At 57.1% G+C, this 13,217-nt stretch carries 8 protein-coding genes; 3 read left to right on the top strand and 5 right to left on the bottom strand.

The features are described 5' to 3' along the window. Positions 1-148: 148 nt before the first annotated feature. From mmsB to KDX30_RS16080, 3 genes are all read right to left on the bottom strand, one after another. The gene (gene mmsB, locus KDX30_RS16090; RefSeq protein ID WP_122705366.1) at positions 149-1,036 is read right to left on the bottom strand and encodes a 3-hydroxyisobutyrate dehydrogenase; all 888 of its coding nucleotides are present in this window, start codon (positions 1,034-1,036) and stop codon (positions 149-151) included. A gap of 149 nt (positions 1,037-1,185) precedes the next feature. Beyond that, on the bottom strand, positions 1,186-2,712 hold the full coding sequence (locus tag KDX30_RS16085; protein WP_231676889.1) for a CoA-acylating methylmalonate-semialdehyde dehydrogenase: 1,527 nt from the start codon (positions 2,710-2,712) through the stop codon (positions 1,186-1,188). A gap of 36 nt (positions 2,713-2,748) precedes the next feature. Next, the gene (locus tag KDX30_RS16080; RefSeq protein WP_099269026.1) at positions 2,749-4,077 is read right to left on the bottom strand and encodes an MFS transporter; all 1,329 of its coding nucleotides are present in this window, start codon (positions 4,075-4,077) and stop codon (positions 2,749-2,751) included. A gap of 277 nt (positions 4,078-4,354) precedes the next feature. Here KDX30_RS16080 and KDX30_RS16075 point away from each other — a divergent pair, with 277 nt between their 5' ends. Beyond that, entirely contained in the window at positions 4,355-5,302 is a 948-nt protein-coding gene (locus KDX30_RS16075; RefSeq protein WP_099269025.1) for a LysR family transcriptional regulator, read from the top strand. Positions 5,303-5,412: 110 nt separating this feature from the next. Here KDX30_RS16075 and KDX30_RS16070 read toward each other — a convergent pair whose 3' ends face one another. After that, entirely contained in the window at positions 5,413-7,353 is a 1,941-nt protein-coding gene (locus KDX30_RS16070; RefSeq protein WP_406643911.1) for a putative bifunctional diguanylate cyclase/phosphodiesterase, read from the bottom strand. 166 nt (positions 7,354-7,519) lie between these two features. Then, the gene (locus KDX30_RS16065) at positions 7,520-10,150 is read right to left on the bottom strand and encodes a bifunctional diguanylate cyclase/phosphodiesterase (RefSeq protein WP_231676887.1); all 2,631 of its coding nucleotides are present in this window, start codon (positions 10,148-10,150) and stop codon (positions 7,520-7,522) included. Between the two features lie 267 nt (positions 10,151-10,417). Between KDX30_RS16065 and KDX30_RS16060 the strand changes: the two genes are divergently transcribed. After that, positions 10,418-10,765 carry a hypothetical protein gene (locus KDX30_RS16060; RefSeq protein WP_231676886.1) on the top strand — a complete coding sequence of 116 codons (348 nt, stop codon included), beginning with the start codon at positions 10,418-10,420 and terminating at the stop codon, positions 10,763-10,765. 390 nt (positions 10,766-11,155) lie between these two features. Further along, the gene (locus KDX30_RS16055; RefSeq protein WP_406643912.1) at positions 11,156-13,045 is read left to right on the top strand and encodes a HAMP domain-containing methyl-accepting chemotaxis protein; all 1,890 of its coding nucleotides are present in this window, start codon (positions 11,156-11,158) and stop codon (positions 13,043-13,045) included. Positions 13,046-13,217: the final 172 nt, after the last annotated feature.

Below are 13,217 nucleotides of genomic sequence, written 5' to 3'. Positions count from 1 at the left end.
CATCGACTGACAGACCGAATCGCGGGCAAGCGCGCTCCTACAGGGTCCGTGTTTGCTGCGCGACAGCGTGGTGTCAGGGACACCGGGGCGACTCCCACAAGATATTGTAGCCAGACATAGAATCTCCTACACAAGTCTGGCATCAGCTTCAGATTTTCTTGCGATACCCCTCAACAATCGCCGAGAAGTCCTTGCCGCCCTCGCCGCGCAGGCTCATCGCCTGATAAAGCTGCTGCGCCACTGCGCCAAGGATCACCGGTTGATGGGCGACGCGTGCCGCTTCGGTTGCCAGGCCCAGATCCTTGAGCATCAGCTCCGCACCAAAGCCGCCCGTATAACCTCGGGAAGCAGGCGCGGTGTCGACGATGCCTGGCCATGGGTTGTACATCTCTGAACTCCAGCAGCGACCTGTCGACGTGTTGATGATTTTCGCCAACACCTCAGTGTCGATGCCCAGCGAATCGCCCAATGCCATGGCCTCAGCGACGCCGATCATAGAGATGCCCAGCAGCATGTTGTTGCAGATTTTGGCGATCTGCCCAGTGCCGATGTCACCGCAGTGGACGATGTTCTTGCCCATTTGCGCCAGCACTGGTTTTAGCGTTTCGAAATGCTCGTGGCTGGCACCGACCATGAAGGTCAATGTGCCCGCCTGCGCGCCTCCGGTACCGCCCGATACCGGCGCATCACCGAGGCTGACGCCCTGCTTCGCCGCGATAGCCGCAACGTCGCGAATGGTCTGCGGATCAATGGTGCTGCAGTCCACAGCCGGTACACCGGGACCGATGCCTGCGAGCACGCCGTCTTCGTTCAGGTACACGCTGCGCACATGGGCCGCGGCGGGCAGCATGGTAATGACCAGCTCAGCGCCCTGAGCGGCATGTTTCGGCGATTCGCTGATGCGCCCGCCCAATGCAGCCAGCTCATTGAGGATGGTGGTGTTAAGGTCGAACAGATGCAGATGATGCCCGGCCTTGAGCAGATTACGGGCCATGGGCGCGCCCATGTTACCCAGGCCGATGAATGCGATTTTCATTGTTGTTCTCCTGATTCCGAAATCACCCGGATCTCATGTGGGAGCGGTGCTTGCCCGCGATAAGGGCGACGCGGTTTAAAAGGGAATTGCGGTGCCCTTATCGTCGGAATGCCGCCCAGACCAAGCTCAGCTCCCACAGAGTTGTCCTTCTACTTCAGGTTTATGGTGGTATTCACCCCGTCATTCACACTGTCATCGTCAAACCAGCGACTGGTGACAGTCTTGGTCTGAGTGTAGAACTGCACCACCTGTTTGCCGTAAGGGCCGAGGTCGCCGAGTTTGGAACCGCGTGAACCGGTGAAACTGAAGAACGGCACGGGCACCGGAATCGGGATGTTGATCCCCACCTGCCCAACGTCGATCTCACTCTGAAACTTGCGCGCCGCCGCGCCGCTCTGGGTGAACAGGCCGGTGCCATTGCCAAAGGGGTTGGCGTTGACCAGCGCGATGGCCTGATCCAGCGTGTCGACCTCCAGCACCACCAGCACCGGACCGAAGATTTCCTGGGTGTAGATCTGCATCTCAGTAGTGACACCAGAGAACAGCGTCGGCCCGACAAAGTTACCGTCCTCAAAACCCGGCACCTTAATGTCGCGGCCGTCCAGTTCGAGCTTCGCCCCTTCGCGCACGCCACTTTCGATCAGGTCCAGAATCCGCTGTTTGGCGCGCCTGGAAATCACCGGCCCAACATCGGTGCCCGCCTCGCTACCGGCGTTAACCTTGAGTTGCTGCGCCAGGGCTTTGAGGTCCGGCAGCCATTGCTTCGCCGCGCCGACCAATACCACCACCGAAGTGGCCATACAGCGTTGACCGGCAGCACCGAACCCGGCACCGACCAGGGCATTCAGCGTTTGTTGACGATTGGCGTCAGGCAGCACCACTGCGTGATTCTTGGCCCCCATCATCGACTGCACGCGCTTGCCGTGTTGACCGGCCAGGTTGTAGACATGGGTGCCGACGGCGGTAGAACCCACAAAGGAAACAGCTTTGATGTCCTTGTGAGTGCAAATGGCATCAACCACCTCTTTACCGCCATGCACCACGTTAAGCACACCCGGCGGAACACCCGCATCTACAGCGAGCTCGACCAGCAACATGGTCGACATCGGGTCCTGCTCGGAGGGCTTGAGCACGAAGGTGTTACCGCAGGCGATGGCCATCGGGAACATCCACAACGGGATCATTGCCGGGAAATTGAACGGTGTGATGCCCGCGCAGACGCCCAAGGGCTGGCGCAAGGTGTAGGTGTCAACACCGCCTGCGACGTTCTCGGAGAACTCGCCCATTTGCAGGCTACCGATGGAGCAGGCGTGTTCAACCACTTCCAGGCCGCGAAAGATATCGCCCTCCGCATCGGCGATGGTCTTGCCCTGTTCGGCGCTGAGCACTGCCGCAATGCGCGACGAGTGTTCACGAATCAACGCCTGCAACTTGAGCATGATGCGCATCCGCGCACCAATCGGCGTATGACGCCAGCTCTGAAAAGCCTTCTGCGCGGCGGCCACTGCGGCATCCACTTCACCGGTCGTGGCAAACGGCACTTGAGCCAGCACGTGCTGGGTTGCCGGGTTGATGATGTCGTGCCATTCGGTGCTTTGCGATTCAACCCATTCGCCATTGATCAGCAGCTTGACTCGATCCACGGTGTTGTTCTTGTTGTTCGGGGAAGCGTTCATGAAAATCTCCTAATCAAACAGTTATTCAGGACTCGCTCAGGACACCCTGTGTCGAGGCGGATCGCGCTTCATTAGCGCGGTGCAGAACAACGCCACAACGCCCATACCCACCAGATAAACAATCACGTAATGCGGGCTGCCATCGGCATAGGCCAGTAGCTTGGTGGCGATCATCGGTGCGAATCCGCCGCCCAATACACCCGCCAGTTGCACCGATACCGAAATGCCGCTGTAGCGAATTTCTGCCGGGAACTGTCGGGCGAACAGCAATGATTCAGGGGCATAAAGAATCGGGAACACCACACCCACCGCCAGCACCATCGCCCACCAGACCAACAGCGGTTCGCGGGTGCCGAGCATCGCGAAGAACGGATAGGCAAACGCGCACAGCAGCAATAAACCGGCGAAGTACAACCGGCGCTGGCCGACCTTGTCCGAGAGGTAGCCGCAAAACGGCATGGTGATCAGTGACAGCGCTGCACCCGCAGTAATCGCGTTGAGGACGTCGGCACGAGGGATCTGCAACTGATTCGCGGCATACGCCAGGGCGAAGGTCACTGACATGTAGAACCAGGCGTTCTCGGCAGTCCGTGCGCCGATGATCGTCAGGGTTTCCCGCGGGTGTTCACGCAGCACCTTGAGCAGCGGCACCTTGACTGCAATTTTGTCTTTCTTGAGCTTTTCGAAGTCCGGCGACTCCGGCACTTTCAGACGGATCAGCCATCCCACGCCCAGCAGCACGATGCTGGCAATGAACGGCAGCCGCCAGCCCCAGCTGAGCATGTCTTCTTCGGGCAATTTGGCGACCATGCCCATGGCCAGCGTTGCCAATACAAGGCCTGCACCAACACCGGTTTGCGGCAAACTGCCGTAGAAGCCTTTTTTGCCTTCAGGCGCATGTTCGACGGCCATCAACACCGCACCGCCCCACTCGCCTCCCACCGCCATGCCTTGCAGAAAGCGCATGACCACCAGAATCAGCGCCGCCCAATAGCCGATCTGTTCATAGGTGGGGATCAGGCCGATGATGATCGTCGGAATACCCATCATCATCAGGGTCATTAGCAGCATGGATTTGCGCCCGATGCGGTCGCCGAAATGCCCGAATATGATCCCGCCCAGTGGCCGCCCGAGAAAGCCCACAGCGTAGGTGGCAAATGCCGCCAAAACGCCGCTGATCGGGTCCAGTGCAGGGAAAAAGATTTTGTTGAAGATCAGCGCGGCAGCCGTGCCGTACAAGAAAAAGTCGTACCACTCGATGGTCGTGCCCGCCATGCTCGCGGCACCGGCAAGGCGATAGGATCTGGCTTTTTTCGCGGGCCCGGCATCGAGTGCGCCAGCGTCCGCCGTGAGTGCGTCCTTCATAAACTCCTCCGCTTATTTATTGTTGTGCAGGGTGTTATGTCGTGGGGGTGTTGCCTGGGGTTGCAGGGTGACGCTCTAAGGCAATTCAATCCTCGTGTTTCGAAATCCATTCCCTGTAGGAGCTGCCGAAGGCTGCGAGACGTAAAGCCTGACACACCGCCATCGCAGCCTTCGGCAGCTCCTACAGATTCATTCCAACAGGCTCTGTGTTTACCGGCTGCATCGGAGTATAGATGTGCAAACTTCTAACAAGAACGCACATAAAAGCAGGACCAACATGCAAAAAAACATCACCTCCCTGAGCAGTCTGAACTGGGATGACCTGAAGTTTTTCCTTGAGGTGGCCCGTACCCGCAAGGCAAGCAGTGCTGCCAAACGCCTCGCAGTGGATTACACAACGGTGTCGCGGCGAATCACGTCGCTGGAGAATTCGCTGGGGACGCTGCTGTTCGAAAAGTCTCGCGGTAACGGTTTCGTATTGACCGCCGAGGGCCAGCGGTTGCTGGGCTACGCGGAATCCATTGAAAGTACGCTGCATTTGGCCTGCGAGCAGGTTTCGGGCTCAGGCCTGGCATTGTCCGGGCACATCCGCATCGGCTGTACCGAGGGCTTCGGCAGTTTTTTCATTACGCCGCAGCTTAGCCATTTCCTGGATGACTACCCCGACATCTCGGTGGATATCCTGCCGCTGCCGCACTTCATCAGCCTGTCCAAACGTGAAGCCGATATCGTCATTGCCCTGGAGCGACCGGAGCATGGGCCTTATGTTTGCTGCAAATTGTGCGATTACAACCTGCGCCTGTACGCGACTCAGGAATACCTGGACAGCCACACACCGCTCAACAGCACGGCGGATCTGGCCGAGCATACTTTCATCAGTTACGTAGACGATCTGGCCTTCAGCTCGGAGCTGCTTTACCTCAGCAACCTGCTCCCCGGCGCTCAGGCTCAGTTACGCAGTACCAGCGTCATCGCCCAGTACCTCGCTGCGCTGCAAGGCCGCGCAGTGGCGATTTTGCCGTGTTTTCTTGCTGCCCAGGATTCGCGGTTGATACCGGTACTGGCAGAGGAAGTGAACATCACCCGGCACTTCTGGATGTACTGCAGGGAGGATCTGCGCAAGCTCAAGCGGATTACAGTGCTGTGGGATTACATTCGGGAAGTGACGGAGTTGAATCAGGGGTTGCTGCTGGGGCGGTCGCGGGAAGTGATGTTTGCAGAATAGTCATGTCCACCGAATACCCGTAGGAGCTGCCGAAGGCTGCGAAGCATTTACTCCTGACACGCCGCCATCGCAGCCTTCGGCAGCTCCTACAGAGGCTTTTGAATCAGGAACTAGGCCGCAGAAACCTGCTCATGCTCGAACCACCCTCCAATCTCCTCCAGCGGTATCGGTCGCGAAAACAGGTAGCCCTGTGCGGACATGCAGCCAAGGCTCCTCAGTGCGCCCAGTTCTGCTGTCGTTTCAACCCCTTCGACGATGCATTCAAGCTGCATGTCCTGGCACAACGCAACCAAGGATTTGACGATTTTGAAGCTCGCAGGGTTGAGGTGGATGTCGGTCACAAACGTACGGTCAACTTTGAGCTTGGTCAGTGACAGCGCATGAATCTGGCTCAGGCTTGAGTACCCGGTGCCGAAGTCATCCAGGGAAATACCACAGCCTAGACTGCGGAACAACCCGATGGCCCGCTGGGTCTGGGCAAGGTCCTGAATCACCGCGGTTTCAGTAATTTCCAGATCCAGACACGACGGATCGAACGCACTGTCTTTGATGGCCTGGACAATGACCTGAGCAGCTTCTTCCGACCCGCAATCATGGGCGGAAAGGTTGAACGAAAGGCGAATACCGGCAGGCCAGGACGATGCCGCCTCCAGCGCCTTGCTCAACAGTGGCACGGTCAAGCGGTTAACCATGCCGATACGTTCGGCGATGGGAATGAACTCACTGGGCGGCACATTCCCCAACTCAGGACTCCGCCAACGAGCCAGTGCCTCGAACGCGACGGTTCGCTGGCTATGAATATCGACGATGGGCTGGAACACCACGTGAAACTCTTCATTCAGGTTCGCCCTGCGCAGCGCTTGTTCGGTCAAACCCTGCTGACTCAGTTGCTGACGATGTACACCGGAGAACATGCACACCGTGCCCGGTCGGTTGCGCTTGCTTTGGTAAAGCGCGTAGTCAGCGTATTCGTAAACTTCGGTTTCGCTGACGGCCAGGTCGGGAAAGGTCGCGATGCCCATTGAAGCGCTGATCTGGATCGGAATATCCACCAACAGAAAAGGCTCACGCATCCGTGCACAGATCAGCTCACCGAAAGCGCGCAACTGCTCGTCGCTTTTGGCATCGGTCATGATCAACGCAAATTCGTCTCCGCCCAGTCGAGCCAGATGCACGCCATCGTTCAATAAACCCGTCAAACGCTGGCCCACTTGATACAGCAGCTTGTCGCCAATGCTGTGGCCGTAGAGATCATTGACCGGTTTGAAGCCGTCCAGGTCGATCAAGCCGACCGCCAGGCGCGCATCCTGTACCCGAGCTTCTTCAAGCAAGATGTCGAGCAAAGAAAAAAACTGTCGACGATTGGCCAGGCCGGTCAGGCTGTCCATATTGGCAAGGCGGCGGTTCTCGTTACTGAGCCTTTCAGTGCTGGCCTGCATGTTGACCAGTCGCTTGAAGTCGCCGTACTGGGCCTTGAGGATCACGAGCATCGCGATGGAAACCAGCACGACATCAATCGCGGTCGCAATAAATGTGATGTTGTTGGTCGAGGCGAAGAACACCACGAACGCCGTATTGACCACGACCGTGGTTGCCAGCGCCGCAGGAAGCAAATGCATCATGCAGAAGATGCAGGCGATAACCGTAATCGCCATGAAGAAGGCGACATGAGCCTGACCGTAGCTGTCGCCATAAGGAAACAGCGCCAGCGACCAGGCTGTAAAGCCCGCAGCAACGAGTGGCGCGAGGCGATTCGTGCGTTTCAGGGCGGTCAGCATCTGTGCCGGGCTGGCAGTGCGTGTGCGCGTACGCCACCACTCCACGGCACGGATAACACCGAACACTGTCATGACCAGCGGGCAATAAACCGCAAGCCAGGCCGGGGCAACTGAGTAATGAGTACCCGCCAGCACCAGCGTATTGACCAGCAGGATGAAGTACATCATCGGCAGTTGCCGGGACAACGCGATGTATTGGGCTTTGACCAATCCAGGGTTGTCTTGAGGCACAGACATGAGCGCTCGCAAATTGGCGAACAAGGATTTATTCATCAGGCGTGGCTCTGAAAGTTCAACCAGTTATAACCGACCAGATATCCCTTCCAGTTTTGGTCAAGTACATCGATAGACCGTGCACTTATCTATTCGTGTCGGCAGCGCGAGCGGTTTGTGCACGTCTTCCGATGAATGGTGGCATTTTGACTGTAGACCATGATTTTCAAATCAGCACAGACTCAGCCAACCAGGCTTCAAACTCTTCCAGCGGCATCGGTCGGCTAATCAGATAGCCTTGCCCGGTGTCACACCCTGCCTCGCTCAGGAACGCCAGTTGCTCGACGGTTTCGATACCTTCGGCGGTGACGGTGTAGCCCAGCGCATGCCCCAGCTCTATGACGGCCTGAGTGATGGCGACGTAGGCTTTGTCATGAGGCAGACCGGAAATGAACGTGCGGTCTATTTTCAGGTTGTCGATGGGCAAATCTTTCAGGTAAGCCAGAGAGGAATAACCGGTACCAAAGTCATCAATGGCTACGCTCAGGCCCATGTTGCGCAGCTGACTCAGCACCGTGTGCGCCAGCTCCTGACGATTCATGATCAGGCTTTCGGTGACCTCTACCTCCAGCGCCCGGGCGGGCAAGTCATAGCGCGCCAGGGCCAGCCGTACGTCCTCGACAAAATCGCTGCGTTCTATTTGCATGACGGCCACGTTGATTGCCACGTGCTGGTTGTACTGCCCGGAGTCGAGCCAGAGCCTCGACTGCCTGCACACCTGGTCGAGCACCCATTGGCCGATCGAGACGATCAACCCTGTGCGCTCAGCCAGCGGGATGAAATCGGCAGGCGACACCAGACCCAGCGTCGGGCTGCGCCAGCGAATCAATGCCTCTGCGCCTTCGACCTTGCCAGTTCTCAGATCGCGCTTGGGCTGGTACCAGACTTCAAATTCATTGCGCTCAAGCGCCTGACGTATCGCTGCCTCCAGCGCCACCCGCGCCTGAATCAGGGTGGTCATATGCGGCTGGTAGAAACAGAAATCGTCACGACCGGCCTCTTTGGCGGCGTACATTGCCGTATCGGCCTGGGTCAGAAGCGCCTGGGCCGTGGTGCCGTTTTCCGGATACATCGTGACGCCGATACTGGCAGTCACTAACGCGGCGGTCCCGTCCAGATCGAATGGCTTGTGCAGCGACTGCAGGATCCTGCCCACCACCGGTACCACGTCCGCCTCGCACTCAAGCCCGTCAAGGATAAAGCCGAACTCGTCGCCACCCAGTCGAGCGACAACATCCCCAAACCTTGCTGCGTCGACGAAGCGGCGGGTGGCCTGCTGCAACAACAGATCGCCCATCGGGTGGCCCAGGCTGTCGTTGACCATCTTGAAGCCATCCAGATCCAGCATCAGCACGGCCATGCAGTTGTTCTGACGTTTGGCCTGCTCGATGCCCTGGATCAGTTGCGTGTGAAACAACACACGGTTAGGCAAGCCGGTCACCGAGTCGAAGTGAGCCAGCCGCTCAAGCCCGCGTTCGGCTTCTCTACGAACCGTAACGTCTCGCACGATCGCGTAAGTCACCAGCTCTTGCGCCAGTTGCATGGTGCACAGCGTCACCTCGGTTGGAAACACGCTGCCATCCACACGTTTGTGATCCCACTCGAAACGCAGCGAGCCCTCACGTTCTACTTCGACTCGAAGCGCTGCGGCTTTGACTACCGAGGACTGCCCGTCAGGCTGGAACTGTGGAGAGATGTCGGCCACGGTGACACTGGGGAACGAGTCACCCTCGAACCCCAAGGCCTTCATTGCGGCAGTGTTACCCAGATTGATCCGCCCATCCTGGCCCCTGATCCAGATGGGGTCCGGTGAACGCTCGAACAACATGCGGAAGCGATCTTCACTTTGTATCAGCGAAGAGGTCACAACTTCCCGCTCGGTAATCTCTTTACACAGCTCGGCGTTTCGCCGCTGAATAAGTCGGTGATTCAGACTGGCCTGCAGAATGAAGAGACTCAACAGTATGGACGTCGAAATTGCCAGGAGGAAAAGCGAGGAGTCAAGGATTGAACGTTCTACCCAACCGTTTTTGGGCAGGGCCGCCAACTGCCAGCGGCCACCGGGGATACTGACGTCGACCATGATCGGATCGCTGTCGAACAAAGCTGGATCACCATAAATCAACTGACCTGCAGCACCGAGGCCATCGTGGCCGCGCAACGCGATTTGCAGCCCTTCCTCCTCTTCAAGTCCGGCTGCCTTCAGCAAGGCGTCAGTACTGGTGACTACGGAAATAACGCCCCAGTAAGCCTCATGCTCCCGATGTGCAGAGAGGAAAACAGGACGGCGATAGATCAATTCCCTGCCCCCCTGATACAGCGTCAAGGGCCCGGCCAGCAACGCGGCCCCGGTCACGCGGGCTTTTTCTATCAGTGGGTACTGGTTGAGCAGGCGTCGATAGTCCAGGCCGATGATGCCTTCATTGCCTGCCAGGGGGTACGTATCCAGAATCACTTCATCGGGCGCGATGACGATGTTGCGAATGTAAGGCACAGCGTCAATAGCGCTGTGTGCTATACGCCTGAAATGCTGAGGCGAGATACTCCCGTCAATACTGATGAGTTGAGCAATGCCTTCGGTGCCGCTGAACGCAAATCGCACACGCTCCGCCAGTTGCGTGCCGAGACTGCTGAGTTGAAGGGCCAGGCCAGCCCGATCATTGTCGCGGTGACGTGCGTTATCCAGTGCCCCCAGGCCATAGGACAGAAATGCGCCGATGAGCAGCACCCCGAGAGGTAAAAAGAAGGTGCTATACGAGCCCTTGTCACGGCTCGCTGGTGCCTGGGCTTTACTCACATGCTGCCATCCGGTTGGGTAATTCAAAGAACATTGATACCCGATGCACTATCCGCGCTCGCGCAAGACAGTGGCTGATAGCTCAAGGGCAATGTATCCGTATGAGTGCATATCGTCATCGACCAGAATGACAGATCCTTTAGAGACATTTTCAACTATCAATTTGGACGATGATGGGTAGTAATCGCATTGACTTCTTAATAAATACCAGCGGCGTAGCATTGCCTCCATACCGAGTTAACAACTAACCGATCTGGAGCAACTACCATGAAAACTTCAAACGTGATTTTTGGCTTTACCTTCTCCCTGCTGGCTGCAAGTGCTTTCGCCCTTCCAGCCGTAAATGTACAAAACCAGTTGAACGCCCCGATAGTTGCTGAAGGCGGTTCGGATCATGTCGGTGCAAACCGTGTAGCTGCTGACGGTGCTGACCGCGTCGGTGCAAACCGTGTCGCTGCTGATGGTGCTGACCGCGTAGGTGCAAACCGTGTAGCCGCTGATGGTGCTGACCGCGTAGGTGCAAACCGTGTAGCCGCTGATGGTGCTGACCATGTCGGTGCAAACCGTGTAGCTGCTGATGGTGCTGATCGCGTAGGTGCAAATCGCCTAAGCTGATTTCTGATCTGCTTTTCTACAGCCCGGCTTAGTGCCGGGCTTAATTTTGTCCGTAATAAAGTTGTTTCACTCAGCACATATATACAAAGTTATAATCACCCCGTTATTAAACACGATAATTGGATCCAATAATCATTAACCATTCTCCTCGACAAGTATGACGTCCGATCACAAATCAGCACACTAAAAAGCCTGATCAAACAACTGCTTGAAACTTTGTCCTGCTTTTTGACGGTCGGCCATTAAGGTTCGAAAGTCAGTGCCGATAGGGTGTTGTACAGATGCCCTCGCTGCCTTAAAAAAATAATGCTCCGGCTGTGATTGATCTTCAAAGCAAAAAATTCGTGGAGAAACACAATGAACAGCTGGTTTGCCAACATCAGCGTCAACATGAAGCTCGCCCTTGGTTTTGGGCTGGTGCTTGTTTTTACTGCCATCCTCGCTCTGACTGGCTGGAACAGCCTGAGCAAACTCATCGACCGTAGTAACTGGATGAGTGACATCACCGAACTCAATGCCCAATTGACCAAATTGCGGGTCGCACGCCTGCAATACATGGTTGCCGACGGCGACGACACTGTAGCCCAGAGCGTTCAGGTCGCTTTGGACGGTTTCAAGGCACAGCAGGAAAAACTGCTGAAAAGCTTCAAGAGCCCGGAAAACATTGCGCTATTGAAGCAACTGAGCACTGTAATCGCCGAATATGAAAAAGGCCTCGCTGACATGCGCTCTGGCTACAAGGCCAGCAACAGCGCGCGCGATTCAATGGGCGGCCATGCAGACAAAGGCACCGCGCTGATTGATCAGCTTTACGCAGACGTACTGAGCCTCGGCGCAGAAGACGAGCGCCGCTTCGAGCAGTATCAAGCCATCAGCAAGGTCAAACAGGACCTGATGCTGGCGCGTTACGCGACGCGTGGTTACACCGGCAGCACCACGCCGGAGAACGAGCAGAAAGCATTAAGCGAAATCGAGAACGCGATCAAAGGCCTGCAGGCTACACAGTCGACGTTCAGCGGCGTACAAGCTGAACGCCTCAAACAGCTGGAAGCCGAACTGGGTGAGTACCGCAATTCATTGATGGCCTTCAAGACCACCATTGGCAACCTCGCTGTATTGCGCAAGAACATGACGACCCAGGGCGCGACCATCGTCAAGCTCAGCGATGACATGTACAAAATCCAGCTGGACCGCCGTGACATCGAGAGCGCCGACGCCCGCAATATGCAGCTGATCTGCACCTTGCTTGCACTGGTGCTGGGTGTATTGGCAGCAATTATCATCACCCGTCAGATTACTCGTCCGCTGAGAGACACCCTGGAAGTTGTAGAGCGCATTGGTTCTGGCGATCTGTCGCACACCATGGTGGTGACCCGTCGCGATGAATTGGGCGAGTTGCAACAAGGCATTCAGCGCATGGGCACTACACTGCGCGACCTGATCGGCAATATTCGAGACAGCGTTGTGCAAATTGCCAGCGCCGCTGAAGAGCTGTCTGCCGTTACCGAACAGACCAGCGCCGGTGTGAACAGCCAGAAGGTCGAGACCGATCAAGTAGCCACCGCGATGCACGAAATGTCGGCCACGGTGCAGGAAGTGGCGCGTAACGCCGAACAGGCCTCCCAAGCCGCATCGGTCGCCGATAAAGAAGCTCGTAACGGTGACAAGGTTGTTGGCGAAGCCATTGTGCAGATCGAGCGTCTGGCAGCTGAAGTGGGCCGCTCCTCCGACGCGATGACCCAGCTTGAACAGGAAAGTGACAAAATCGGCAAGGTCATGGACGTGATCAAGGCCGTTGCCGAACAAACCAACCTGCTGGCGCTCAACGCTGCGATCGAAGCAGCACGTGCCGGTGAAGCCGGACGTGGCTTTGCGGTGGTGGCTGATGAAGTTCGCGGCCTGGCGCAGCGCACTCAGAAGTCCACCGAGGAAATTGAAGCCCTGGTCGCCGGTTTGCAGAACGGCACCCGTCAGGTTTCAAGCATCATGCTCAGCAGCCGTGAACTGACCGAAAGCAGCGTAACCCTGACTCGTAAGGCTGGTACCTCGCTGGAAAGCATCACCCTGACGGTTTCCAACATTCAGGCGATGAACCAGCAGATCGCCGCAGCCGCTGAAGAGCAAAGTGCAGTGGCCGAGGAAATCAGCCGCAGCATCATCAACGTACGAGATGTTTCCGAGCAGACCGCTTCGGCAAGCGAAGAAACTGCTGCATCCAGCGTTGAACTTGCCCGCTTGGGTAATCAGCTGCAAATGCTGGTCAGCCACTTCAAGGTCTGATCCTCAGCTAGTCACCACACACCTCAAGCCCGGCTATCTGCCGGGCTTGAGCGTTTCTGGGCAGCGCAATTGCAGTGCTGGCAAGCACCTCAGATGCCTTGAGCGCCGACAAATCAAACACCACGGCGCACCGCACGCCGCTGGCGTTTCATCACGTGCGTCAAGCGGCACA

The sequence above is a fragment of the Pseudomonas quasicaspiana genome, assembly GCF_021147825.1.
GTDB lineage: Bacteria > Pseudomonadota > Gammaproteobacteria > Pseudomonadales > Pseudomonadaceae > Aquipseudomonas > Aquipseudomonas quasicaspiana.
Note: the sequence above shows the minus strand (reverse complement) of the source record. Positions and strands in the feature narration are given on the sequence as shown.

Coding starts and splice junctions, on each gene's coding strand:
- KDX30_RS16055 (WP_406643912.1), top strand. CDS start 11,156: ATGAAGCTCGCCCTTGGTTTTGGGCTGGTGCTTGTTTTTACTGCCATC.
- mmsB (WP_122705366.1), bottom strand. CDS start 1,036: ATGAAAATCGCATTCATCGGCCTGGGTAACATGGGCGCGCCCATGGCC.
- KDX30_RS16070 (WP_406643911.1), bottom strand. CDS start 7,353: ATGAATAAATCCTTGTTCGCCAATTTGCGAGCGCTCATGTCTGTGCCT.
- KDX30_RS16080 (WP_099269026.1), bottom strand. CDS start 4,077: ATGAAGGACGCACTCACGGCGGACGCTGGCGCACTCGATGCCGGGCCC.
- KDX30_RS16060 (WP_231676886.1), top strand. CDS start 10,418: ATGAAAACTTCAAACGTGATTTTTGGCTTTACCTTCTCCCTGCTGGCT.
- KDX30_RS16085 (WP_231676889.1), bottom strand. CDS start 2,712: ATGAACGCTTCCCCGAACAACAAGAACAACACCGTGGATCGAGTCAAG.
- KDX30_RS16075 (WP_099269025.1), top strand. CDS start 4,355: ATGCAAAAAAACATCACCTCCCTGAGCAGTCTGAACTGGGATGACCTG.